Source organism: Promicromonospora sukumoe 327MFSha3.1 (assembly GCF_000385135.1).
Classification (GTDB): Bacteria; Actinomycetota; Actinomycetes; order Actinomycetales; family Cellulomonadaceae; genus Promicromonospora; species Promicromonospora sukumoe_B.
In genome coordinates, this window is the sequence record NZ_ARQM01000016.1 from 180,046 (window position 1) to 204,190 (window position 24,145).

The 24,145-nt window shown below is 73.6% G+C and carries 20 protein-coding genes; 14 read left to right on the top strand and 6 right to left on the bottom strand.

The features are described 5' to 3' along the window. Positions 1 to 66: 66 nt before the first annotated feature. From H291_RS0125815 to H291_RS0125835, 5 genes are all read right to left on the bottom strand, one after another. Positions 67 to 1,749 (bottom strand): discoidin domain-containing protein, encoded by a 1,683-nt coding sequence (locus H291_RS0125815; RefSeq protein WP_020017924.1) that lies wholly within the window; start codon positions 1,747 to 1,749, stop codon positions 67 to 69. 135 nt (positions 1,750 to 1,884) lie between these two features. Continuing rightward, positions 1,885 to 2,844, bottom strand: coding sequence for a zinc-binding dehydrogenase (locus H291_RS0125820; protein ID WP_020017925.1), 960 nt, complete (start codon positions 2,842 to 2,844; stop codon positions 1,885 to 1,887). Between the two features lie 80 nt (positions 2,845 to 2,924). Further along, positions 2,925 to 3,362 (bottom strand): VOC family protein, encoded by a 438-nt coding sequence (locus tag H291_RS0125825; RefSeq protein ID WP_020017926.1) that lies wholly within the window; start codon positions 3,360 to 3,362, stop codon positions 2,925 to 2,927. A 40-nt stretch (positions 3,363 to 3,402) separates the two neighbouring features. Then, complete coding sequence (metX, locus tag H291_RS0125830) at positions 3,403 to 4,695, bottom strand: homoserine O-acetyltransferase MetX (protein ID WP_020017927.1); 1,293 nt, start codon at positions 4,693 to 4,695, stop codon at positions 3,403 to 3,405. A 77-nt stretch (positions 4,696 to 4,772) separates the two neighbouring features. Beyond that, positions 4,773 to 6,110: a bifunctional o-acetylhomoserine/o-acetylserine sulfhydrylase gene (locus H291_RS0125835; protein ID WP_020017928.1), complete on the bottom strand. Its 1,338-nt coding sequence runs from the start codon at positions 6,108 to 6,110 to the stop codon at positions 4,773 to 4,775. A gap of 421 nt (positions 6,111 to 6,531) precedes the next feature. Here H291_RS0125835 and H291_RS0125840 point away from each other — a divergent pair, with 421 nt between their 5' ends. After that, the gene (locus tag H291_RS0125840; protein ID WP_157237352.1) at positions 6,532 to 7,965 is read left to right on the top strand and encodes a C40 family peptidase; all 1,434 of its coding nucleotides are present in this window, start codon (positions 6,532 to 6,534) and stop codon (positions 7,963 to 7,965) included. Between the two features lie 71 nt (positions 7,966 to 8,036). Here H291_RS0125840 and H291_RS0125845 read toward each other — a convergent pair whose 3' ends face one another. After that, positions 8,037 to 8,537, bottom strand: a complete 501-nt coding sequence (locus H291_RS0125845) for an inorganic diphosphatase (protein WP_020017930.1) — start codon at positions 8,535 to 8,537, stop codon at positions 8,037 to 8,039. 257 nt (positions 8,538 to 8,794) lie between these two features. Here H291_RS0125845 and dacB point away from each other — a divergent pair, with 257 nt between their 5' ends. The 13 genes from dacB (at position 8,795) to panC (ending at position 24,143) form a co-directional block, all read left to right on the top strand. Continuing rightward, a complete protein-coding gene (gene dacB / locus H291_RS0125850; protein ID WP_232216177.1) occupies positions 8,795 to 10,246 on the top strand; it encodes a D-alanyl-D-alanine carboxypeptidase/D-alanyl-D-alanine endopeptidase in 1,452 nt (483 codons plus the stop codon). Positions 10,247 to 10,279: 33 nt separating this feature from the next. After that, positions 10,280 to 11,368, top strand: a complete 1,089-nt coding sequence (locus tag H291_RS0125855; protein ID WP_020017932.1) for a zinc-dependent metalloprotease — start codon at positions 10,280 to 10,282, stop codon at positions 11,366 to 11,368. 30 nt (positions 11,369 to 11,398) lie between these two features. After that, a complete protein-coding gene (gene tilS / locus H291_RS31690; RefSeq protein WP_020017933.1) occupies positions 11,399 to 12,541 on the top strand; it encodes a tRNA lysidine(34) synthetase TilS in 1,143 nt (380 codons plus the stop codon). A gap of 3 nt (positions 12,542 to 12,544) precedes the next feature. After that, positions 12,545 to 13,099, top strand: a complete 555-nt coding sequence (gene hpt, locus H291_RS0125865; protein ID WP_020017934.1) for a hypoxanthine phosphoribosyltransferase — start codon at positions 12,545 to 12,547, stop codon at positions 13,097 to 13,099. 182 nt (positions 13,100 to 13,281) lie between these two features. Then, a complete protein-coding gene (ftsH, locus tag H291_RS0125870; protein WP_020017935.1) occupies positions 13,282 to 15,321 on the top strand; it encodes an ATP-dependent zinc metalloprotease FtsH in 2,040 nt (679 codons plus the stop codon). A 13-nt stretch (positions 15,322 to 15,334) separates the two neighbouring features. After that, positions 15,335 to 15,958, top strand: coding sequence for a GTP cyclohydrolase I FolE (gene folE, locus H291_RS0125875; RefSeq protein ID WP_020017936.1), 624 nt, complete (start codon positions 15,335 to 15,337; stop codon positions 15,956 to 15,958). Beyond that, positions 15,955 to 17,013, top strand: coding sequence for a dihydropteroate synthase (folP, locus tag H291_RS0125880; RefSeq protein ID WP_020017937.1), 1,059 nt, complete (start codon positions 15,955 to 15,957; stop codon positions 17,011 to 17,013). Before folE ends, folP begins: the two co-directional genes overlap by 4 nt. Beyond that, positions 17,010 to 19,676, top strand: coding sequence for a 2-amino-4-hydroxy-6-hydroxymethyldihydropteridine diphosphokinase (folK, locus tag H291_RS34705; RefSeq protein WP_020017938.1), 2,667 nt, complete (start codon positions 17,010 to 17,012; stop codon positions 19,674 to 19,676). The genes folP and folK overlap by 4 nt, the downstream gene beginning before the upstream one ends. Before the next feature lies 1 nt (position 19,677). Then, positions 19,678 to 20,163: a DUF3180 domain-containing protein gene (locus H291_RS0125890; RefSeq protein WP_020017939.1), complete on the top strand. Its 486-nt coding sequence runs from the start codon at positions 19,678 to 19,680 to the stop codon at positions 20,161 to 20,163. A gap of 34 nt (positions 20,164 to 20,197) precedes the next feature. Further along, positions 20,198 to 20,689, top strand: a complete 492-nt coding sequence (locus H291_RS0125895) for a PH domain-containing protein (RefSeq protein WP_020017940.1) — start codon at positions 20,198 to 20,200, stop codon at positions 20,687 to 20,689. After that, entirely contained in the window at positions 20,686 to 22,248 is a 1,563-nt protein-coding gene (locus H291_RS0125900) for a PH domain-containing protein (protein ID WP_020017941.1), read from the top strand. The genes H291_RS0125895 and H291_RS0125900 overlap by 4 nt, the downstream gene beginning before the upstream one ends. Positions 22,249 to 22,251: 3 nt before the next feature. Then, positions 22,252 to 23,226 (top strand): Rossmann-like and DUF2520 domain-containing protein, encoded by a 975-nt coding sequence (locus H291_RS0125905; RefSeq protein WP_020017942.1) that lies wholly within the window; start codon positions 22,252 to 22,254, stop codon positions 23,224 to 23,226. Beyond that, positions 23,223 to 24,143, top strand: coding sequence for a pantoate--beta-alanine ligase (gene panC / locus H291_RS0125910; RefSeq protein ID WP_020017943.1), 921 nt, complete (start codon positions 23,223 to 23,225; stop codon positions 24,141 to 24,143). Before H291_RS0125905 ends, panC begins: the two co-directional genes overlap by 4 nt. The last annotated feature ends 2 nt before the right edge of the window (positions 24,144 to 24,145 follow it).

Sequence of the window (24,145 nt, forward strand, 5' to 3'; positions counted from 1 at the left end):
CCTGCCGCCGAGGGCCGGGTCCCCGCCTTCTTGCCTGCGCGGAGGCCCGGCACCCGGCGAGCGGGGCTACTGGTAGACGCGGACGTAGTCGACGAGCATGCGGGACGGGAACGGGGTGCTCGCGTCCGGCGGGCCGGGCCAGTCACCGCCCACCGCGAGGTTGAGGATCAGGTAGAACTCGTGGTCGTAGACCCACGGCCCGCGCGTCGACTCCACGGTGTCCCGGTCCGCGTAGAAGACGTCGCGGCCGTCCAGCGAGAACTGGATGCCCTCGCTGTCCCAGTCGGCGGCCCAGGTGTGGAAGCCGTCGGAGATCTTCGAGCCGTCGGGCAGGGCGTAGGCCCCGCCGTAGCCGCCCCCGCCGTTGTACGCCGGGGCGTGCAGGGTGGAGTGGGCCTGGGTCGGGTTCTGGCCGATGAACTCCATGATGTCGATCTCCCCGTTGTACGGCCACGGGCGGCCGTCGAGGAAGTCGGAGCCCATCATCCAGAACGCGGGCCACAGGCCGCGGCCCTCGGGCACCTTCACGCGGGCCTCGAACCGGCCGTACTGCGCGTGGAACTTGTTCGAGGTGTTCATCCTGTGCGACGTGTACTGCCGGCCGTCGCGGTCCTCTCGCCGGGCCTCCAGCACGAAGTTGCCCTGGCCGTCCTGGAACCCGTTGCCGCTCGGGGTGTAGACCTGCTGCTCGTTGTTCTGCGGCAGGCCGGCGTCGATGGTCCACTTCGCGCCGTCGGCCGCGGTGCCGGCCGGGCCGTTGAACTCGTCGCTCCAGACCAGGTCGAGGTCGTCGAAGTCGGGGTCGGCGGGCTCGGCCGGGGGAGCGGCGGGCGCGCCACCGGTGCCGTAGACCTGGAACTCCCAGAGCGAGTAGCCGTAGGGGCCGCTCCGGTCGCGCAGGTGCACGCGCACGTGCCGGCCGTCGGCGTCGAGCGGGATCGTCTGCTTGAAGCCGGTGCCGTTCGTGGTGCTGTGCACGGTGCGCCACGTGGTGCCGTTGTCGGACACCTCGATGTCGAAGGCAGTCGCGAAGGCCGGGTCCCACTGCAGCACCACGCTGGTCACGTGCGCGGCGGCCCCGAGGTCGACGGCGATCCAGCCCTCGTCCACCCAGCCCGTGTCGGGGCTGACGGCCCAGCGGCTGGCCGGGTCCAGGTCGAAGGCCTTGTCGGGGGAGCAGAGCCAGCAGTTGCCGTCGTTCTGCGAGCTGGAGGCGCTGCCCTGCTTGCCGTAGGAGAGCAACGTGGTGTCGGTGGGCGTGCCGCCCCCGGTGCCGAACACCTGCAGCTCCCACAGCGAGACGCCCCACTGGGTGGCGCGCTGGGTCACCCACAGGCGCAGGTAGCGGCCGGAACCGTCCACGTCGAGGTTCTGGTCGCCGCCCGTGCCGGTGGTCGTCGAGTAGATGCTGGACCACGCGGCGCCGTCGGCGGAGGTCTCGATCCGGAAGCCGGACGCGTACGCCGCCTCCCAGTCGAGGACGACCCGGTCGATCGCCTGGACGGAGCCCAGGTCGACGCGGATCCACTGGTTGTCGGCGGCGGCGCTGGACCAGCGGGTGCCGGGGTCGCCGTCGACGGCGGCGGCGCCGGTGCTCCAGTCGAACTCGGTGCTGGACGTGGTGACGGGCCGGCCCTGGGAGAGCGGTTCTGCGGCGGCCGATGCGGTGGTGACCTGGGTGATCGCACCCAGGGCGAGGAGGGCCGCGGCGGTGGTCGCCGCCGCGAGCAGGCGGAGGTGTCTGCGCATCTGACGTGCTCCTTCGAACGTCGGTCTGGCACTTCGGGCAGTGTGAGAGAGCGCTCTCTGACACTGTCGCGGACATTCCGGACTCCGGTCAAGGCTTTCGGCGAAGTTCGCTGACCGGTCTGTAAGTAAAGCGGGTCAGGGCCGGACGACGACCTTGCCGAACTGCTCGCCCTCGTGCAGCCGGGCCAGGCCCTCCGCGGCCTTGGCGAGTGGCACCTCGGCGTCGATCACGGGGCGCACGCCGGTGCGCGCGCAGAACCGGGCGAGCGCGCCCAGGTCCTCGCGCGTGCCCATGGTCACGCCCTGGACCCGGATCTCCTGGAAGAAGATGCGGGTCAGCTCGGCCGGGGGAGCGTCGCCCGACGTCGCGCCGCACACCAGCACCGAGCCGCCCGGCCGCACAGAACGGATCGAGTGGGCCCACGTCGCCTGGCCCACCGACTCCAGCACGGCGTCCACGCGGGCCGGCAGCCGGGCGCCCGTCTCGACCGCGCCCGCGGCGCCGAGCTTCAGCGCCCGCTCCCGCTTCTCGGCGGAGCGCGACGTCACCCAGACCTCCAGGCCGGCCGCCGCGCCCAGCGTGACCGCCGCCGTCGCCAGCCCGCCGCCGGCGCCCTGCACCAGGACGCGGTCGCCGGGCGTGAGCCCGCCCTTCGTGAACAGCATGGAGTAGGCGGTCAGCCACGCCGTCGGCAGGCAGGCGGCCTCCTCGAACGAGAGCTCGGCGGGCTTCGGCACCAGGTTCGCGGCCGGCACCGCGACGCGCTCGGCGAGGGTCCCGGGGTAGCGCTCCGAGAGCAGCGACCGCGGCTCCTTCGGCCCGACGCCGTGCCCGTCGGCGCCGATCACGCCGTGCACGATCACCTCGGTGCCGTCCGGCGCCACGCCCGCGGCGTCGGTGCCGAGGATCATCGGGAGCTGCTGCTCCTTGAGGCCGACGCCGCGCAGCGACCACAGGTCGTGGTGGTTCAGGCTCGCGGCCCGCACCTCCACGGTGGTCCAGTGCTCCGGGGTCTCCGGCTCGGGGCGGTCGCCCACCTCCAGGCCGTCGAGCGGGCTGTCGGGCGAGAATCGGGTCACGTAGGCGGCAAGCATCCGTTCAACCTACCCGGGTCGCCGCACGCGACGAGGCCTGGCGCCGGAAGACACCCGGAGCCAGGCCCGGTCGCGGAAGATCACCCGGGGGACTGCTCCGTCCCGATGTCGAACATCCACGAGATGCCGAACCTGTCGGTCAGCGCCCCGTAGTAGTCGCCCCACGGGGCGAGCTCCAGCGGCTGGCCCGGCGTCGCGCCGTCGGACAGCTTCTCGTAGGCCTTCTTGATGTAGTCGTGGTCGTCCGGGCCGCCGGTCAGGGAGACGGTGACGCCGCTGGTGGGTGCCACGTACTCCATGAACGACGGCGTGTCGGCCGCCATGATCGTGAGGTTGCCCGGGGCGTCGAGCTGCCCGTGCATGACGAGGTCCTTGTCCTCGTCGGGGGTCGGCATACCCTCCATCGGGTTCTCGCCGAAGGTGCTGACGGTGAGCTCTCCGCCGAGCACGGACCGGTAGAAGTCCAGGGCGTCCTTGGCCTCGGACTTGAAGCTGAGGTACGGGTTGAGCTTTGCCATACGGCCACGCTAAGCCTGGGTCGCCCGGTCCGCGCGACGGTTACCCGAGGAACTCGCTCACCATGGGGCCGATCTGGTCGGCCTCGACCAGGAACCCGTCGTGGCCCACGTCGCTGGTCACGATCCGCAGCGGCTCCGCCCGCGGGATCCAGCGCGCCAGCCGCGCGGACTGCGTGGGCGGGAACAGCCGGTCGCTGTCGACCGCCACCACCAGGGCGCGCGCGGTGATCTGGCTGAGCGCGCCCTCGACGCCGCCGCGGTCGCGGCCCAGGTCGTGCGACAGCATCGACTCGGTGAGCACCAGGTAGGAGTTGGCGTCGAACCGGCGGGCCAGCTTGTCGCCGTGGTGCTCCAGGTAGGACTGCACGGCGAACCGGCCGCCCGCGAACGGGTCCTCGCCGCCCTGCGGCAGCCGCCCGAACCGCTGGTCCAGCTCGTAGCCCGTGCGGTAGGTCGTGTGCGCGATCTGGCGGGCGATGCCCAGGCCGGTGTGCGGGCCGTCGTCGTCGGCCGCGTCGTAGTAGTCGCCGCCGCGGAAGCGCGGGTCCACGCGGATGGCGGCGAGCTGCGGGTGCGCCCACGCGATCTGGTCGCCGCCGGTCTGGGCGGTCGTCGCGATGGCCGCGACGTTCCGCACGGGGATGCCGGACTCGGGCCCGAGCAGCGCCCACTCCAGCACGCGGAGCCCGCCCATCGAGGCGCCGATCACGAGGTCCCACGACCCGATCCCGAGCTCCCGGGTCAGCGCGATCTCCACGGCCACCTGGTCGCGGGTCGTGATGTAGGGAAAGCGGCCGCCCCAGGGACGGCCGTCGTCCGCCGTCGACGAGGGCCCGGTGGTGCCCTGACAGCCGCCCAGCGCGTTGGGCGCCACGACGAAGTACCGGTCGGTGTCGATGGGCCGTCCCGGGCCGACCATCTGCGCCCACCACCCGCTGGTGACGTGCCCCGGCCCGGCCTCGCCCGTGACGTGCGAGTCGCCCGTGAGGGCGTGCAGCACCAGCACGGCGTTGGAGCCGTCCGCGTTCAGCGTGCCCCACGTCTCGTAGGCCACGCGGACGGCGGGCAGGCGCCCGCCCGCCTCGAGCTCGAAGGAGCCGACGTCGGCGAACTGCCGCCGCCCGGGGTCGTCGCCCTCCCGCCACGCGCCGCTCGGCGGCACCGGCGGCTTGCTCCGGGCGCGCGAGGTCTCGGTGGGTCCCGCCGGGGCGACGTCGCCCTTGTCGCGCCGGCCGGCGCCGTGGGCGTCGTCCGACACGGAGAACGGGACGCTCGCGGTGCGGAGCGTCTGGTCGGGGGCGCCGTGCTCGGCCTTCGGGGTGGTGACGGCCATGGCTTCTCCTACGGCTCGGGGTGCGGAGCGGGCACCGGAGGGTTCCCCGGTGCCCGCTCCAGGTACGGACGGGACGATCAGCTGGTCTCCTCGCCCAGGAGGTTCTTGGCGGCGGTGAAGCCGAGCTCCAGGTCCGCCAGGATGTCCTCCACGTTCTCCAGACCCACCGCCAGGCGCACCAGGCCGGGCGTGACGCCCGACAGCGCCTGCTCGTCCGGCGTGAGCTGGGAGTGGGTCGTGGAGGCGGGGTGGATCACGAGCGACCGGACGTCGCCGATGTTCGCCACGTTGGAGTGCAGCTGCAGGGCCGAGACGAAGGCCTGGCCCGCGTCCGCGCCGCCGTCGAGCTCGAAGGCGAGCACCGCGCCGGCGCCCTTCGGCGCGTACTTCTGGGCGTTGGCGTTCCACGGCGAGCTCGCCAGGCCGGCGTAGTGCACGCCGCGGACGTCGTCCCGGGCCTCGAGCCACTGCGCCACGTGCTCGGCGTTGGCGACGTGCCGCTCGATCCGCAGCGACAGCGTCTCCAGGCCCTGGGCGAGCAGGAACGCGTTGAACGGCGAGATCGCGGCGCCGAGGTCGCGCAGGAGCTGGACGCGCGCCTTGAGCACGAAGGCCAGGTTGGCGCCGAGCGCGCCGTCCACGCCCAGGTCCCGGGCGAAGACGATGCCGTTGTAACTCGGGTCCGGGGTGTTGAAGCCGGGGAACCGCTCGGGGTCGGCCGCGAAGTCGAACCGGCCGCCGTCGACGATCACGCCGCCGATCGCGCTGCCGTGCCCGCCCAGGTACTTCGTCGCGGAGTGCACCACGATGTCGGCGCCGTGCTCGAACGGGCGGATCAGGTACGGGGTGGCCACCGTGTTGTCCACGATGAGCGGGACGCCGGCCTCGTGGGCCACGGCCGCGACGCCCTCGATGTCGAGCACGTCGGCGCGCGGGTTCGGGATGGTCTCGCCGAAGAACGCCTTCGTGTTGGGCCGGACGGCGGCGCGCCAGGCGTCGAGGTCGTGCGGGTCGTCCACGAACGTGGTCTCGATGCCGAACTTGGGCAGCGTGTGGTGCAGCAGGTTGTACGTGCCGCCGTAGAGGCTGGCGGAGGCGACGACGTGGTCGCCGGCCTGCGCGAGGTTCAGGATCGCGAGGGACTCCGCGGCCTGGCCGGACGCGACCAGCAGGGCGCCGACGCCGCCCTCCAGGCTCGCGATGCGGTCCTCGACGACCTGCTGCGTCGGGTTGCCGATGCGGGTGTAGATGGGCCCCAGGTCCTTCAGGGCGAACCGGTCGGCCGCGACCCCGGCGTCGGGGAACACGAACGAGGTGGTCTGGTAGATCGGCAGGGCGCGTGCGCCGGTCGCGGGGTCGGGCTCCTGGCCGGCGTGGATCTGGCGGGTCTCGAACGACCACTGGGGCTGCGTCATGGCTCTCCTGCTTCCTGTGCGGGGTGGCGTGCTTCTGGCTGAACTGACCGAGCTGAGCCGCGGCATGCCCCGTGGGGCCTGCGCATCAGGAGGGGTCCGCGGCGGGTCGAGGGCGCGCACGCGGAAGTCGGCCGGACGGCCGAGGGCAGGCGAACGTGCGCTGGATCAGCAACAACACATTCGACGAGTCATGGTGCGACCGTAGACGGCCGCGGGCGCGGGCGAAAGCCATGTCTTGAATCGTGAGATGCAGAAATGAGACGGGCTGGGCGACTGTGGCCCCGTGTCGGCGTATGCGCCGTTTTGCCTTCCGGATGCGCACTTCGGAGGCTCGGGGCACATTTGATCCCGTAACAACGGAGTGATTCACAGGATCTGCGCAAGGCGACACGCCGGAGTGGCGCGGATCGGAAGGGGGATCATGCGACGGATCCGAGCTCTGGACGAGCCCACCGGGTCGGAACGGCACCGGCACGCCGGCGTGCTGGCGTTCCGTGCCCTCGGTTCGGCGGTCCTCGCCTTCAGCCTGGTGTTCCCCTGGGGCCCCAGCGCCGAGGCGGACCCGCCCGCGGTCCCGCCGTCCGCGCCGTCCGAACAGGACGTGCAGGACGCCCGCGACGCCGTGGCCGCGGGGACGCTCGACGTGCACCAGGCGGAGGCGGCCCTCGTGGACCTCCGTGCGGAGCTGGAGGCCGCGCAGGTCCGCGTCCAGGTGGCGGGCGCCGACTACGCCGAGGCGCAGCAGGCGGTCGAGCAGGCGAAGGCGGAGGTGGCGAAGGCCCGGAAGGCCGCGGCGAAGGCGCACCGGGGCGAGGTGACGGCGCGGGGGAGCCTGGCCGAGGTCTACCGGGCGTCGTCGCGCGACGACGGCCTGGGGCCGCTCGGCGTGGCCCTGCGCGCCGACTCGGTGCCCGACCTGGTGGGCCGCAGCGCGGCCGAGCGCGCGGTGCAGCGCAAGGTGGGCGGCGCCCTGGCCGGTTACCAGGACGCGCGCGCCGCCTCGGAGTCCGCCGACGCCCGCTGGTCGGCGGCCAAGGAGGAGCTCGACGCGGCGGCCGAGCGGGCCGAGACCGCGTACGACGCCGCCCAGACCGCCGCCGCGGACCTCGAGGCGCGCACCCGCTCGGCCGAGGCCGAGCGGCAGGCGCTCGTGGAGCGGCTCGCGGAGCTGCGCCGGACCAGCGTGCGGATCGAGCGGGAGCGGGAGGCCGCGGAGGCGGCCGCCGCGGAGGCGGCGCGGGAGGCGGCCGCACGGGCGGAGCTCGAACGGCAGCAGGCGGCACGGGAGGCTGCGCGGGCCGAGGCGCGGGAGGCGGAGGCCGCGCCCGCGGAGCGTGGTTCGGGCGGCACCAGCGGCTCAGGTGGATCCGGCGGCTCGGGCGGTTCTGGCGGTTCCGGTCGGGGTGGCACGACGTCGTCCAGCCCGCCCAGGTCGGCTGTCCCGCCCAAGGCCGTCCAGCCGACGTCGGGGGTCACCGTCGGGTCGGCGGGCCGCGGCGTCGGCGCCGTGACCTGGGCCCGGACCAAGATCGGCGCGCCCTACCTGCTCGGCGCCGCAGGGCCGTCGTCGTACGACTGCTCGGGGCTGACGATGAAGTCGTGGGCGAGCCAGGGCGTCGACATCACGCGGACGTCGCGGTCGCAGTACCTGGCCGTCGGCAAGGTGGGCTACGGCGCTCTGCGGCCCGGCGACCTCATCTTCTACGGCTCGGACCCGAGCGACCCGTCGTCGATCTACCACGTGGCCATGTACACGGGCGGCGGCATGATGATCGAGGCGACCCTGCCGGGGCACCCGCTCTCGGAGAACCCGCTGCGGCTCTCGAACGCGATGCCCTACGCCGGGCGGCCGTAGCCCCTGAACGTGTCAGACGCACAGATCACCGGGGTGACCTGTGCGTCTGACACGTGTGGCGCGGGGGCTCGTCAGTGCTTGTCGTAGTAGCCCGTGTCCTTGGCCCGCTGGATCGAGCGGACGATCTCGGCCTCGGCCTCGGCGCGGCCCACCCAGTGAGCGCCCTCGACGGACTTGCCGGGCTCCAGGTCCTTGTAGACCTCGAAGAAGTGCTGGATCTCCAGGCGGTGGAAGTCCGAGACGTCGTCGATGTCCTGGCGCCACGCCGCGCGCTGGTCACCGGTCGGCACGCACAGCACTTTGTCGTCGCCGCCGGCCTCGTCACGCATGCGGAACATGCCCAGGGCGCGGCACCGGATCAGGCAGCCGGGGAACGTGGGCTCCTCCAGCAGGACGAGGGCGTCCAGCGGGTCGCCGTCCTCGCCGAGGGTGTCCTCGATGAAGCCGTAGTCGTCCGGGTAGCGCGTCGAGGTGAAGAGCATGCGGTCGAGGCGGATGCGTCCGGTCTCGTGATCCACCTCGTACTTGTTCCGCTGACCCTTGGGGATCTCGATCGTGACGTCGAACTCCACGCCGATGTGCTCCAGTTCTCGATGATGGTCGCCGAAGTGTCTTACCGCGGCGGCGGTCTTGCGCCTGTCCAGTGTGCCATGTGTCTTGTGTCCCGACCGTTACCTGTGGTCAGAACCACTGCCGGTGTTCGGCATAATTCGCAACGTGCGCGACGCGCGCGGGAATCTGCGGCACGAGTGGGTGAAATTTCCCGTGAACGGCCGTCGTCGTACGCGCCACGTCGTTTGCCGCGACTAGAGTTGGCTATGGCTTTCACGTGACGATCGAGAGGATGCCCATGGAGTGGGGGTTGCGCTCCGGCGCTGCCGTCGCCGCGGTCGTCGCACTGTTCGGTGGGTACCTGGTGGCGGACGCGTACGACGTCGTCCCCGGCATGCTCACCACCGCCGCACCCTGGCCTGAGCCGAGCCCGTTCCCGTCCGCGCCGGGCGCCGTCGACGGGCCCGAGCCCGCCGCGCTCCTGAGCGACCTGCCGAGCGACGCCCCCGTGCCGGACAGTGTGGAGATGCAGCGCCTGGTGAGCGACCTGGCCAAGGACAAGCGGCTCGGCTCGCGCGTCGGCGTGGTCGTGGCGGACGGCACGTCGGGTCAGGTGCTCGGCTCGTCCAGCCCGGACAAGCTGATGACCCCCGCCTCCACGCAGAAGCTCTTCACCGGCGTCGCGGCGCTGTCGTCGTCCATGGCGAACAGCACCCTGCAGACCAAGGCCGTGCTCGTCGACGACAACACCGTGGTGCTCGTGGGCGGCGGCGACATGATGCTGGCCGAGGGCAAGGGCGACCCAAACGCGGTTAACGGTCGCGCCGGGCTCGCCGATCTCGCCCAGCAGGTCGCCGCCAAGATCAAGGTCACCGGGGCCACCGAGGTGCGGGTCGCGCTCGACGACACGCTCTTCACGGGCGACGAGATCGCCCCCACCGTCGCCAGCCCGGACATCGCCGCGGGCTACATCGCGCCCGTGTCGTCCCTCGGCATCAACGTCGGCCTGCTCGGCGACGACTACACCGACAACGGGCCCCGTGCCTCGGACCCGGGCAAGTACGCCGCCGAGGCGTTCTCCGCGGCCCTGGAGGAGCAGGGGCTGACGACGGCCGGCGCCGTGGTCGACGAGACCGCGCCGGACGACGCGCGCGTGCTCGGCGAGGTGAGCTCCGCACCGCTGGCGGAGGTCGTCGGCTTCGCGATGCAGTACTCCGACAACACCATCACCGAGGTGCTCGGGCGCCTGGTCGCGGTGGACGCCGGCCTGCCCGGCTCGAACGACGGCGCCACCCAGGCCGTGATCGCCCAGGCCAAGCGGCTCGGCATCGACATGACCGGTGCCCGCCTGCGGGACTGCTCCGGGCTCGGCGACGGCTCGTACCTCAGCGGGCAGCAGCTCGTGGACCTGCTCGGCGTCATGGTGGACCCGACGAAGCCCGAGCTGCGCAGCGAGGCCGTCGGCATGCCCATCGCGGGGCTGACCGGAACGCTCGACGTGACCCACGGGCGGTTCACCGGGGCCAACCCCGCACGCGGCCTCGCCCGGGCCAAGACCGGCAGCCTGCCCAAGGTGCGCGCGCTCGCCGGGACCGTGGTCACGGCCGACGACCGGCTGCTCGTCTTCTCCGTGCTCGCCGACTCCATCCCGGCCAAGCAGACGGCGGGCGCCACGTCCATCTACGACGGGTTCGTGGGCGACCTCGCGTCGTACTCCACCCAGGGCTGACACGGCACCACCCCGGGCCGTTACCGTGGTGCGGTGACCCAGGCCTCCGCAACCCCACAGATCGTCGACTGGTCGGCAGCGGCACAGATCGCGGCGCGCCTCGCCGCGCCCGGGCCGGTGGCCGGACGGGACGAGCTCGCAGCCCTGGTGAGCGGCCTGCGGACGGCGGCCGGCGACGCCGTCGGGCACGTGCTGGAGACCACGCGGATGACGCCGGCCGGCACCCACGGGGCCGACGGCGGCGGGCTGAGCCCGGTCGCGGTCGTGGACCGCGCGAGCTGGGCCCGCGCGAACACCCGGTCGATGGCCGTCATGACCGACGGGATCGGCACGGCCGTCGCCGAGATCTCCCGGAGCGCCACCTCCGCCGGCGCCCAGATGGCCGGCGCCGCCGAGATCGGGGCCGTGCTCGCCCTGCTCAGCGGCCGCGTGCTGGGGCAGTTCGACCCGTACTCCGGGGCCGGCCGGCTGCTGCTGGTGGCCCCCAACGTGCTGCAGGCCGAGCGCGCGCTCCAGGTCCCGGAGCAGGACTTCCGGCTCTGGGTCTGCCTGCACGAGCAGACGCACGCCCTCCAGTTCGCCGCCGCGCCCTGGCTCGCCGGCCACCTCAGCGGACGCACACGGAGCCTGATCTCCGGCATGGCCCGCACCTCCGCCGAGCTCGCCAAGGCCCGGTTCGACCGCAAGCTCGCCGTCATCGGGCGCAGCGTGCTCGACGCCCTGCGGGGCGAGGGCGGCACCCTCATGGACGGCATGCTCACCCACGAGCAGAAGGCCGAGCTCGCCGACATCACCGCCGTCATGGCCCTCCTGGAGGGGCACGCGGACGTGATGATGGACGCCGTCGGGCCGCGCGTGGTGCCGTCCGTGCGGCGCATCCGCGCCAAGTTCGAGCGACGGCGCGACGGCGAGGGCCGCAACACCTTCGACGTCGTGGTGCAGAAGCTGCTGGGCATGGAGGCCAAGCTCGCGCAGTACCGCGACGGCGCAGCGTTCGTGCGCACCGTGGAGCGCACCGTCGGCCGCGACGGGCTCAACGCCGTCTGGGCCGGACCCGAGAACCTGCCGAACGCCCGGGAGATCGCCGACGCCCGCGCCTGGGTGCGCCGGGTGCACGGATGAGGGTGCACGGATGAGCGGGAGCGTCTGACCGTGGCCCGCGTCGACCCCGCCGTCGCCGCGGCGCGCAACGCGGTGCGGGCGGCGCTCGCGGGCCTCGGCCCCGGCGACCTGGTGCTCGTCGCCTGCTCCGGCGGGGCCGACAGCCTCGCGCTGGCCGCGGCGACGGCGTTCGAGGCCCGCCGTGTGGGGCGCTCCGTGCGCTCGCGCGGGTACGCCGTCCGCGCCGGCGCCGTGCTCGTGGACCACGGCCTCCAGGCCGGGTCGGCCGACGTCGCCGCCCGCGCCGCCGAGCAGTGCCGGGCGCTCGGCCTCGACCCGGTGCTGGTCCGGTCCGCCGACTGGTCGGGCACGGCGCTCGACACCGAGGGGCCCGAGGGCGCCGCCCGGACCGCGCGGTACCGGGCCCTGGAGCAGGCCGCCGCGCGGACGGGAGCCGCGCGGGTGCTGCTCGGACACACCCTGGACGACCAGGCGGAACAGGTGCTGCTCGGCCTCGCGCGCGGGGCCGGCGCCCGGTCGCTCGCCGGGATGCCCCGGGAGCGGGGGATCTTCCGCCGACCCTTCCTCGGCCTGCGTCGCGCGCAGACCGAGGCCGTGTGCGCGGCGTCGGGCCTCGCCTGGTGGACCGACCCCACCAACCTCCTGCCCGACGCCGGGTCCGGCGGCGAGGTCGAGACCGGGGCCGGGACAGGCGGGTTCACGCCCCTGCGCTCCCTGGTGCGGGGCCGGGCCATGCCCGTGCTCGAGGACACCCTCGGACCCGGCGTGGCCGAGGCGCTCGCCCGCACCGCGGACCAGCTCCGGGACGACGCCGACCTGCTGGACTCCCTCGCCGCGGACCTGCTGGCGCGGGCCCGGGTCGAGAGCACGGAGGCCGAGGTGGGCGAGCAGGCGCTCGACGCCGAGGTGCTCGCCCGGGCCCACCCCGCCCTGCGCCGCCGGGCCCTGCGCCTCGCGGCGCTCGCGGCCGGCTCCCGGCCCACGGACACCACGACCCGGCACGTGGACGCGCTGGACGCGCTCGTCGTGTCCTGGACCGGTCAGGGTCCCGCCCAGCTCCCGGGCGGGACACGGGCACGGCGCGCGTGTGGCAGGCTTTTCCTGCGCGCCGCGCCGACCGGGAACTCGGACGGCTGGACCGGCGTCAGACCCCCCACCACAACTCAGGAGTGACTCGTGGACCAGTCCGACGTCGGACCCGACCTCGCAGAGGTGCTGCTCACCGAGGAGCAGATCGGCAAGAAGCTCGACGAGATGGCCGCGCAGATCGACGCGGACTACGCGGGCAAGGACCTGCTGCTGGTCGGTGTGCTCAAGGGTGCGGTCATGGTGATGGCCGACCTGTCCCGCCGCCTGCACCACAAGGCGCAGATGGACTGGATGGCGGTCTCCTCCTACGGCTCGGGCACCAAGTCCTCCGGGGTGGTGCGCATCCTCATGGACCTGCGCTCCGACCTCACCGGGCGCAACGTGCTGATCGTCGAGGACGTCATCGACTCGGGCCTCACGCTGTCCTGGCTGGTCTCCAACCTGCGCTCGCGCGGCCCGGAGTCGGTCGAGATCGCCTCGATGCTCCGCAAGCCGGACGCCGCGCAGGCCGACGTCGACGTGAAGTACCTCGGGTACGACATCCCGAACGAGTTCGTCGTGGGCTACGGCCTGGACTACGCGGAGAACTATCGGAACCTGCCGTTCGTTGCCACCCTGGCACCGCACGTCTACGGGGGCTGACCCTTCAGCCCACGAGGCGCCGCGAGATGCCCGTCCCCGGCGGTTCGTCGCGTCTGGGCGAGTGTGGTCCAGGAGTCACATGCTCTGGGCGAACACTCGGGGCTCCTCTCAGGGAGACCATGTAGTTTCGACGGATACATACTGCGCGAGCGGAGGGAAACGGGGCCTAGTCCCCGTCGCCGATGAACATCAAGAAGCTTCTGAGTGGGCCCGTCATCTGGATCCTGGTGGCCCTCGTCGTGGTGACGCTGGCCATCTCGGCACTGAACCAGCCCAACGTCTCGCGAATCGAGACGTCACAGGGCATCGAGCTGCTGCAAGGCAGCACCGTGAAGCATGCCCTCATGGTCGACGGCGAGCAGCGGGTCGAGCTCGAGCTCACCAAGGCGTACAAGTCGACCGAGGGTGAGGGCGACGCCGCCGAGGAGGTCGACCACGGCAAGACGGTCGAGTTCTTCTACACGCAGCCGCAGGGCGACCGCGTCGAGGACGCCATCGTGAAGTCCGACCCGTCCGGCGGGTTCGACTCGGAGGTGCCGCAGCCCAGCTTCTGGTCCTCCATGCTGTCGGTGCTGATCCCGTTCCTCCTGATCGGTGTCGTGTTCTGGTTCCTGCTGTCGCGGGCCCAGGGCGGCGGCAACCGGGTCATGGGCTTCGGCAAGTCCAAGGCCAAGCTGGTCAGCAAGGACACCCCGCAGGTGACCTTCGCCGACGTCGCCGGCGCGGACGAGGCCGTCGAGGAGCTCCAGGAGATCAAGGAGTTCCTCGCCGAGCCCACCAAGTTCCAGGCCGTGGGCGCCAAGATCCCCAAGGGCGTGCTGCTGTACGGCCCGCCCGGAACCGGTAAGACGCTCATCGCGCGCGCCGTCGCCGGCGAGGCCGGGGTGCCGTTCTACTCGATCTCCGGCTCCGACTTCGTCGAGATGTTCGTCGGCGTGGGCGCCAGCCGTGTGCGCGACCTGTTCGAGCAGGCCAAGCAGAACTCGCCGGCGATCATCTTCGTGGACGAGATCGACGCCGTCGGCCGCCACCGCGGCGCCGGCATGGGCGGCGGGCACGACGAGCGCGAGCAGACGCTGAACCAGATGCTCGTCGAGATGGACGGCTTCGACGTCAAGACGAACGTCATCCTGATCGCCGCGACGAACCGCCCCGACATCCTGGACCCCGCGCTGCTGCGCCCGGGCCGCTTCGACCGTCAGGTCGCCGTGGAGGCCCCGGACCTCAAGGGCCGCGAGGCGATCCTCAACGTGCACGCGCAGGGCAAGCCGATGGTCCCCGAGGTCGACCTCGCGGCCGTGGCCCGCCGGACGCCCGGCTTCACGGGTGCCGACCTGGCGAACGTGCTCAACGAGGCCGCGCTGCTCACCGCCCGCAGCGGTGCCCAGCTCATCGACGACCGCGCGCTGGACGAGGCCATCGACCGCGTCGTGGCCGGCCCGCAGAAGCGCACGCGCGTCATGCAGTCCAAGGAGCAGAAGATCACCGCGTACCACGAGGGCGGGCACGCCCTGGTGGCCGCCGCGATGCGGTACACGGACCCCGTCACCAAGGTGACGATCCTGCCGCGCGGCCGGGCCCTGGGCTACACGATGGTCATGCCGCTCGAGGACAAGTACTCGACCACCCGCAACGAGCTGCTCGACCAGCTCGCGTACGCCATGGGCGGGCGCGTGGCCGAGGAGATCGTGTTCCACGACCCGACCACGGGCGCCTCGAACGACATCGAGAAGGCCTCGGCCATCGCCCGCAAGATGGTGACCGAGTACGGCATGAGCGAGCGCGTCGGTGCCATCAAGCTCGGCACCAGCTCGGGCGAGCCGTTCCTGGGCCGTGACTACGGGCACGAGCGCGACTACTCCGAGGCAGTGGCCGGCACCATCGACAACGAGGTGCGCAAGCTCGTCGAGGCCGCGCACGACGAGGCGTGGGAGGTGCTGACCCAGTACCGCGACGTGCTCGACGACCTGGTGCTGCGCCTGCTCGAGAAGGAGACGCTGAACCAGAAGGAGCTCGCGGACGTCTTCGCGCCCGTCGAGAAGCGCCCGGCGCGCGACGTCTGGCTCTCCAGCGAGCAGCGCACCGTGCACACCCGCGGCCCGGTCCTGACGCCCAAGGAGGTGGCGGCCCAGAACGGCCACACCGACGTGGTGCCGCAGGACGAGGCCGTGGTGGACGCGGCGACGCCGTCGGACAACGCCCACCCAGACTCGTCGAACTGACCGGAGCACCACGATGACCGACGGGTCGATCACACCCTTGTCGACGCCCGTGCGTCGTGCGGCGGACGTCCCGCCGTACGACGCCGAACGGGCCGAGGCGGCGGTACGCGAGCTGCTCCTCGCCGTCGGCGAGGACCCTGAGCGCGAGGGCCTGCGGGACACGCCGGCCCGCGTCGCCCGGGCGTACCGCGAGATCTTCGCGGGCCTGCGGCAGGAGCCGGAGGACGTGCTGACCACCACCTTCGACCTCGGGCACGAGGAGATGGTGCTGGTCAAGGACATCGAGGTGTACTCCACCTGCGAGCACCACCTGGTGCCGTTCCACGGCGTGGCGCACGTGGGGTACATCCCGAACGTGGACGGGCGCATCACCGGGCTGAGCAAGCTGGCCCGGCTCGTCGAGGTCTACGCGCGCCGGCCGCAGGTGCAGGAGCGCATGACCACGCAGATCGCGGACTCCCTGGTGGAGATCCTCGAACCGCGCGGCGTGCTCGTCGTGGTCCAGTGCGAGCACCTGTGCATGTCGATGCGCGGCGTGCGCAAGCCCGGCTCCCGGACCATCACCTCCGCGGTGCGCGGCGTCATGCGGGACGGTGCGACGCGAGCCGAGGCGATGAGCCTCATCCTCGGGAAGTGACGGTGTCCGCCGTCCCGCCCCACACCGCCCGGGACGCCCGGGTGCACGGCCTGCCCGAGCTTTCCGGGGCAGGCCGTACCCTCGTCATGGGTGTGGTCAACGTCACCCCGGACTCGTTCTCGGACGGCGGCGAGTGGTTCGAGCCCTCGGCCGCCGTCGCCCACGGGCTGGAGCTGCTCGGCGAGGGCGCGGACATCCTGGACGTGGGCGGGGAGTCCACCCGCCCCGGGGCCGTGCGCGTGCCGCAGGACCAGGAGCTGGCCCGGGTGCTGCCCGTGATCGAGCAGCTCGCCGCGCGCGGCGCGGTCGTGAGCGTGGACACCACGCGCGCCGCCGTCGCCGAGCGCGCCGTGGCCGCCGGCGCGCGCATCGTGAACGACGTCTCGGGCGGCCTCGCCGACCCCGAGATGGGGCGCGCGGTCGCCGAGACGGGCGCCGCCTACGTGGCGATGCACTGGCGCGGGCACGCGGACGTGATGGACGACCTCGAGGTGTACGACGACGTCGTGGCCGACGTCCGCGACGAGCTCGCCGCCCGCATGGCCGCGCTGCACGACGACGGCGTGCGGCCCGACCAGATCATCCTCGACCCGGGTCTGGGCTTCGCGAAGGCCGGGGTGCTGAACTGGCCGCTGCTGGCCCACCTCGACGCGCTCCACCGGCTGGGGCGGCCGGTGCTGGTCGGTGCCTCCCGCAAGCGGTTCCTGGGCCATCTGCTCGCGGACCCGGCGGGCCGCACCGCGCCCCCGCGGGCGCGCGACGACGCCACGGCCGCGATCTCCGCGCTGTCGGCGGCCGCGGGAGCCTGGTGCGTGCGGGTGCACACCGCACGGGCGAGCGTGGACGCCGTCAAGGTCGCCGCCGCGTGGTCCGCCGCGGAGGGCGCACCCCGGGTAGGGTCGCCGGGTACCTCTTCCTCATCCGCCCCATCCGCACCGGAGGCATTGACTTCCACCGTGGCCTTGACCACAGAATCGTGGACGGCCGGGGGACAAGACATGCCAACCTGGCAGGATTCCGGTGCAGGCAACGACGATGGGGGAGGACCACGGTGACCACAGCGTTCGGAACGGGCGTCACAGGCCCGGACGGCCGCGCGCTGGACCAGATCCAGCTGAGCGGCGTGAGCGCGCGGGGGTACCACGGTGTGCTGCCGTCGGAACGGCAGACCGGCCAGGAGTTCCGGGCCGACGTCGTGCTGTACATGGACACGCGCCCCGCGGCCGCAGGTGACGACCTGGCGCAGACCGTGAGCTACGCCGACGTCGCGGCCGACGTCCACGACATCCTGAAGGGCGACCCCGCGGACCTCATCGAGACGGTCGCGGAGCGGATCGCCGCCGCGGTGCTGGCGCGCCCGCTGATCGAGGCGGTGGACGTGCGCGTGCACAAGCCGCACGCGCCCATCCCGGTGCCGTTCGCCGACGTCGAGGTGGCCATCCGCCGCGACCGCACCCGCATGCCCGTCGTGGCCGTGCCGGCGGGGCTGCTCGCCGCGCACCCGGCGCCGGAGCCCGCTGTCGAGGCCGCCCCGGCCGAGCCCGAGCCGCAGGACTTCGAGCCCGTTGCGCGCCCGGTCGCCGAGGAGCCGGAGCAGTTCCGGCCCGAGCCGTACGAGCCCTACCAGCCGGCCGAGCCGGCGCAGTTCGGGGCCGAGCCGTTCGGGTCCGACCAGTTCGGCGCCGAGAAGTACGAGGCCTTCGAGGCGGAGCCGCTGGTCGAGCGTGCCCCGGCCGCCCCGGCCGCCCCGGCCGTGGAGACCCCCGCCGAGGAGCCCGAGCCGCTCCCCGTGCCCGAGCTGATCGCGCCCGAGCCGCTCGGGGTCGTCCCCGCGGCGTGGGAGCTGCAGGCCGAGGCCCCGGCGGAGGCCGAGCAGCGCCCCGGCAAGGAGCCCGTGTTCCAGCAGGGTGACCAGTTCCAGCCGGAGGAGCGGTTCCAGCCCGAGGAGCAGTTCTCCCAGGGTGACCAGTTCCCCCAGGCCGAGCAGTTCAAGGCCGAGCCCGCGTTCGAGCCGGAGCCCGCGTTCGAGCCGGTCCAGCAGTACGAGTCCCTCCAGGGCCTCGACCAGCGGCCGGGCCAGGACCAGCCGAACGCCTTCGAGCCGCAGCAGTCCTACGAGCCTGCCCAGCCGGCGTTCCAGCAGCAGTCGTTCGAGCAGCAGTCGTACGAGCAGCCGCAGTACGAGCAGCCGCAGCGCGACGCGCAGCCGAACCAGTACGACCAGATGTTCGAGCAGCAGTACGACCAGGGCGACATGGAGGCCACCCGCGTCTCGGCGGCGGTCCCCGACTCCGCCGTCGGGCAGCCGGAGCCGACGTTCGCGCAGGAGCAGCCGTACCAGGCCGAGCCGCGCGACCGGTTCGACGAGATGCCCGCCGGGTACGTGGACGTGGTCATCGCGATCGGGGCGAACCTCGGCGACCCGCAGGCCACCATGCGCTCGGCGGTCGCCGAGCTGGACCGCGTGCCGGGCGTGCAGATCACCGACGTCTCGCCGCTGGCCCGCACGGCCGCCGTCGGCGGGCCGGAGGACCAGCCCGACTACCTGAACGCCGTGCTGCTGGCCCGCACCACGCTCTCGGCGCGCGGGCTGCTGCACGCGTGCCTGGAGGTCGAGAACCTGCACGGCCGCACGCGCGACGAGCGCTGGGGCGCCCGGACGCTCGACGTCGACCTGATCACCTACGGCACGCTGACGGACTCCGCCGAGGACATCGAGATCCCGCACCCGCGGGCGCACGAGCGTGCCTTCGTTCTGGAGCCCTGGTCGCAGATCGCCCCCGAGGCCATGCTGCCCGGCCTGGGCGGCGGCCCCGTGGGCCAGCTCGCGGCGACGGCACCCGACCGGACCGGCATCCGCTGGCTCGCGCTCGACTGGCTGACCGACCCCGAGCCCGAGCAGGGCGGCGGCACCACGGCGTCGAACCACCCCGCGGTGCCCGACGACGCCGGGCAGGACGCCCACCCGGTCGAGATGCCCCCGGCCCTCCCGCCGTCGCTCCCGCCGAGCGGGCGCCCGCAGGCCTCGCCCGGCGGCCCCGTGGTGGAGGTGCCCGGCGGCGGCCAGCCGCAGACGCACCACAGCGGTCCCGTGGACCTGGACGGCCCGAACGGCAGCCCCCAGGACCCCTACCAGGGCGGTCACCCGCAGGCCTACTCCAGCGGACCGGCGCCGGGCCCGGGCGGCTCCGTACCGATCCCGCACCAGGCGCAGGCGGCCCCCGTGCCCCCGCGGCCCGCCCAGCCGATCGGCGTGCCCGGCAACGGGTCCGTCGTGCCGCCGCCCGAGGAGGCGCTCGTCCCCGCGCCGATCGCGCCCCGCGCGGTCCGGGACACGGCGCACGAGGAGCCGGACCGCGAGACGCTGCCTCCGGCGTCCCAGGCGCCGGCCAAGCCGGTGTTCGCCCCGGTCAACCCGTCGCGGCAGCAGAGCGGCGTGTTCCCGCCGATGAACGGTGCCCCGCAGGAGCCCGCCGCGCCCGTGTTCGCCCCGGTCGGCAACCCGCCGCAGGGCGCGCCGGACCCGGCCTCGAACGGGCACTCGAACGGCCAGTCCGCCGGCCACTCGAACGGACAGCTCCCGGGCTACGACAACGACCACACCGTGATCCGGGTCCCGGGCTACGCGACCGAGCAGTCGATCGCGCCGTCCGACGGCCCGATCGACTCGGTGCCCTCCTGGGTGCCGGTCCGGGACGAGCGGGGGCGCGACGCCTGACATGCGCAGAACCCCGGTCAGGACCCTGATCGCAGTCCTCGTCGCAGTCGCTGTCGTCGGCTGGCTCGTGCTGCGGGCCCTCGAGTCGCGGGGCGTGTACCTGCCGGTGGTGCCCTGGCTCGTCGACGTGGCGATCCTGGCGCTGGCCGGCGTGGTGTTCTGGATGGGGTGGGCCGTGCGGGCCTACCAGAAGGGCAAGCGACCCTCCCTCGACGGCATCCGGGCCGCCCGGACGCTCGTCCTGGCGAAGGCCGCCGCCCTGACGGGCGCCCTGCTCGGCGGCTGGTACCTGGCGCAGGTGCTGGTGGTGCTGGGCGACCTCGCGATCGAGCCGCGCCGCGACCGCGCGGTGGCGGCCGGCATCGCCGTGCTGTGCTCGGTGGTGCTCGCCGTGATCGGCCTCGTGGTGGAGAAGTTCTGTGAGCTGCCGCCGTCCGACAAGGACCGCCGGGGCTCGGAGGAGGGCGAGTCACCGGCCCCGGCCTGAGGCCCGCTACCCAGCGCAACCGGTCTGCGGAACAATGGCCATCATGACCAGCCCATTCGAACCGCACGACGTGACCTGGAACAGCGTGTCCCCGCGACTCGTGACGGCCCGGCTGGTCCCGGGCACGATCAGCCTCGGGATCCCGGCGGTCGCCGGGATCGCGCTCGCGGTCACCGTGAGCCCGTGGTTCTGGATCCTCGCCGGCGTGCCCGCCGTCTCCCTGCTGTGGTCGTTCCTCCTGGTCCCGCGGCAGGTCCGCGCGATCGGCTACGCCGAGCGCGACGACGACCTGCTGATCCGCAAGGGCGTCATGTTCCGGTCGATGGTCGTGGTGCCCTACGGTCGCATGCAGTACGTGGACGTCGAGGCAGGCCCGCTCGACCGCCGGCTGGGCCTGGCCAAGGTGCAGCTCCACACGGCGTCCGTCGGCACGGACGCCCAGATCCCCGGCCTGCCGCCGGACGAGGCGGCGCGCCTGCGTGACCGCCTGGCGTCCCGCGGCGAGGCCCGGCTGGCGGGGCTGTGAGCACGCCTGAGCACGAGGTCGACCGGGGCCCGGCCCAGGGCGAGTCCGCCCCGGACGCCACCGAGGAGCTCGAGTGGCGGCGCGTCCACCCCATCACCCCGCTGGTGCGGGGCTGGGCGGTGGTCGGCGCGGCCGTGGTGATCCTGGGGCAGCAGACCCTGGACGGTGGGCCGCGCGGCGGCCTGATCACGCTGGTGTCCAGCGGCTACTGGTGGACGCTGCTCGTCGCGCTGGGCGCCATCGCGCTGGTGGGCTGGGGCTACTCGGCGCTGGCCTGGCGCATGACGTCGTTCGCCGTCGGCGACGAGACGGTGCACCTGCGGCGCGGCATCCTGTTCCGCCAGCAGCGGCACGCGCGGCTGGACCGGCTGCAGTCGGTGGACATCCGACAGCCGCTGGTGGCCCGGTTCTTCGGGCTGTGCGAGCTCACGCTGGAGACGGCGGGCGGCACGGACTCCGGCGTCGCCATCGGGTTCCTCAAGGGGTCCGACGCCGACGAGCTGCGTGCCGAGCTGCTCGCCCGCGCCGCGGGCCTGAAGGTCGCCGGCAAGCGCCCGGCGGCCGCGCAGGCGCCGTCCGACGCGGTGACCGCCCACGCCCCGGAGGGTGCGCCGGCCGCGGACCTCGCCGCCGTGCCCGACGCCGAGCAGCCGCTGCCGGTGGCCAGCCTCGAGGCGCCCCAGGTGCCCGTGCTCACGGTGCCGCTGGGCCGCCTGATCGCCTCGGTGGTGCGCTCCGGCGCCATGATCACGCTGCTCCTGTGGGCGGCGGGGGTCGTGGTGGTCATGATCGTCACGGGCGAGTGGGCCGTCATCTCCGCGTCGCTGCCCGCGGTGCTGGGGGCCGGCGGCTACCTGTTCAACCGGGTCACGGGCGAGTTCGACTTCCGGGTGGCCATCTCGCCCGACGGCGTCCGCCTGCGGCACGGCATGCTGGAGACCCGCTCCCAGACCATCCCGCCCGGCCGCGTGCAGGCCGTCCGGCTGGTGCAGAGCGTGCTCTGGCGGGACCGCGACTGGTGGCGCGTCCAGCTCAACGTTGCCGGCTACGGCGGCGAGAGCGAGGAGAAGAACAGCGTGCTGCTCCCGGTCGGCACCCGCGAGGAGGCCCTCACGGTGCTCTCCCTCGTGCTGCCCGACCTGGGCGTGGACGAGCCGCGCCGCGTTCTCGACGCGGGCCTGGACGGCGACTCGCGCCACGAGAGCAGCTACGTCACGGCGCCCCGGCGCACCCGCATACTGGATCCGGTGGCGTGGCGCCGCAACGGGTTCACCGTGACCGGCCGCGCGCTGCTGATGCGCCGGGGCCGCATGGTCAAGATCCTGGACGTGGTGCCGCACGAGCGCACGCAGTCGCTGGCCCTGAGCCAGGGCCCGTGGCAGCGCCGGCTCGGTGTGGCCTCGTTCCAGGTGCACTCGACGGAGGGCCCGGTGCACCCGGAGGTGCCGCACCTCGACGCGGCCGACGCGGCGCAGCTCATGACCGAGCAGGCCCGGCGCGCCCGCACCGCGCGTGCGGCGGCGGGCCCGGAACGATGGATGGAACGACAGGGAGAGTGACCGGTGAGTGACCCCGACGAGGTGGGCCGCAGGCCCGGCCGGCTGGGTGTCGGTGTGGTCGGAGCGGGTCGCGTGGGGGCGGTGCTCGGCAACGCGCTGCGCGCCGCCGGCCATGCGGTGGTCGGCGCGAGCGGCATCTCGGAGGATTCCCGGGAGCGCATCGAGACGCTCCTGCCGGGAGTGCCCAACCTCGAGGTGCCCGATGTCCTGGAGCGCGCCGAGCTGGTGCTCCTCGCGGTGCCCGACGACGCCCTGGAGCCCCTGGTCTCCGGCCTCGCCGACACCGGGGCCTGGCAGCCGGGGCAGCTCGCGATCCACACGTCCGGCCGCTACGGCACCGGCGTGCTGGAGCCCGCCCGGCAGGGTGGCGCGATCCCGCTCGCGGTCCACCCCGCGATGACGTTCACCGGGACCAGCCTGGACCTGGCGCGCCTGGAGGGCTGCACGTTCGCCGTGACGGCGCCCGCGCCCGTGCTGCCCATCGGGCAGGCGCTCGTGGTCGAGATCGGCGGGGAGCCGGTGGTCGTGGACGAGCACGCCCGCGGCCTCTACCACGCGGCCCTCGCGCACGGCGCGAACCACCTCGTGGTGCTCGTTGCCCAGGCCGCGCAGGCGCTGGAGGCGGCCGGCGTGGAGCTGCCCGGCCGCGTGCTCGCGCCGCTGCTCTCGGCGGCTCTGGAGCAGGCGACCCGGTCCGCGGACGCGCGCGACGGCGTCGGGCCGGGGGCGATCTCCGCCCTGACCGGGCCGGTCTCGCGGGGCGACGTCGGCACCGTGCGCCGGCACCTGACCGAGCTCAGCGCCCTGGCCGCCGCCAGCGGCGCCACCGACATACCCGACAGCTACACCGAGCTCGCCCGCGGGGCCACGCGCCGCGCGCTGGCCAGCCACCGCATCGGCGACACCGCCGCACAGGCCCTGCTGGACGCGCTGGACGGCGCCAGCGGGGAGTCGCACGCCGGAAGGAAGACACAGTGAGCACCGAACCCGCGCAGCGCACCCCGCTGGTGGTCAGCACCCGTGAGGAGCTGCGCGACGAGCAGATGCGCTGGGCCCTCGCGGGGTCCCTGGAGGCCGGCGACGAGCCCGGCCGGCGTGCCGTCGTCATGACCATGGGCGCGCTGCACGAGGGCCACCTGGAGCTCGTGCGCCGGGCACGCGCGGAGGCCGGCCCGGCCGGCCAGGTCGTCGTGACGATCTTCGTGAACCCGCTCCAGTTCGGCGCGGGCGAGGACCTGGACAAGTACCCGCGCGACCTGGACGGCGACGTCGCCAAGCTCGCGGAGGTCGGGGCCGACGTCGTCTTCGCGCCCACGCCCGACGTCGTCTACCCGGACGGCGACCCCGTGGTCCGCGTGTCTGCCGGCCGGGTCGGCGAGGTGCTGGAGGGCGCGTCCCGGCCCGGGCACCTGGACGGCGTGCTCACCGTGGTGCTCAAGCTGATGCACCTGGTGCGGCCCGACGTCGCCCTGTTCGGCGAGAAGGACGCCCAGCAGCTCCTGGCCGTGCGCCGCATGGTGCGCGACCTGGAGGTCTCGGTCGAGGTGGTGGGCGTGCCGACGGTGCGCGAGGCCGACGGTCTGGCCCTGTCCTCGCGCAACGCCTACCTGTCGCCGGAGGAGCGGGAGCGGGCCCTGGCGCTGTCGCGCGCCCTGCGTGCCGGCGCGGCCGCCGCGGACCGCGGCGCGGCGGGTGTGATCAACGACGCGCGCGAAGTGCTGGACGGCGCCGACGGCGTCGTGGTCGACTACCTGGCGCTCGTCGACCCGGTGACCGTGGACGCGGTCACCGACGACTTCTCCGGCCCCGCGCTGCTGCTCGTGGCCGCACGGGTGGGTTCCACCCGCCTGATCGACAACCAGGCCGTCGAGGTCTCGCCAGAGGTCCAGAGGTAACA

Bases quoted from the DNA above. Each gene is read 5' to 3' on its own strand.
- H291_RS0125890 (WP_020017939.1), top strand. From the start codon at position 19,678: ATGCGCAGAACCCCGGTCAGGACCCTGATCGCAGTCCTCGTCGCAGTC.
- ftsH (WP_020017935.1), top strand. From the start codon at position 13,282: ATGAACATCAAGAAGCTTCTGAGTGGGCCCGTCATCTGGATCCTGGTG.
- H291_RS0125895 (WP_020017940.1), top strand. From the start codon at position 20,198: ATGGCCATCATGACCAGCCCATTCGAACCGCACGACGTGACCTGGAAC.
- H291_RS0125820 (WP_020017925.1), bottom strand. From the start codon at position 2,844: ATGCTTGCCGCCTACGTGACCCGATTCTCGCCCGACAGCCCGCTCGAC.
- metX (WP_020017927.1), bottom strand. From the start codon at position 4,695: ATGGCCGTCACCACCCCGAAGGCCGAGCACGGCGCCCCCGACCAGACG.
- H291_RS0125835 (WP_020017928.1), bottom strand. From the start codon at position 6,110: ATGACGCAGCCCCAGTGGTCGTTCGAGACCCGCCAGATCCACGCCGGC.
- H291_RS0125840 (WP_157237352.1), top strand. From the start codon at position 6,532: ATGCGACGGATCCGAGCTCTGGACGAGCCCACCGGGTCGGAACGGCAC.
- folE (WP_020017936.1), top strand. From the start codon at position 15,335: ATGACCGACGGGTCGATCACACCCTTGTCGACGCCCGTGCGTCGTGCG.
- H291_RS0125825 (WP_020017926.1), bottom strand. From the start codon at position 3,362: ATGGCAAAGCTCAACCCGTACCTCAGCTTCAAGTCCGAGGCCAAGGAC.
- H291_RS0125815 (WP_020017924.1), bottom strand. From the start codon at position 1,749: ATGCGCAGACACCTCCGCCTGCTCGCGGCGGCGACCACCGCCGCGGCC.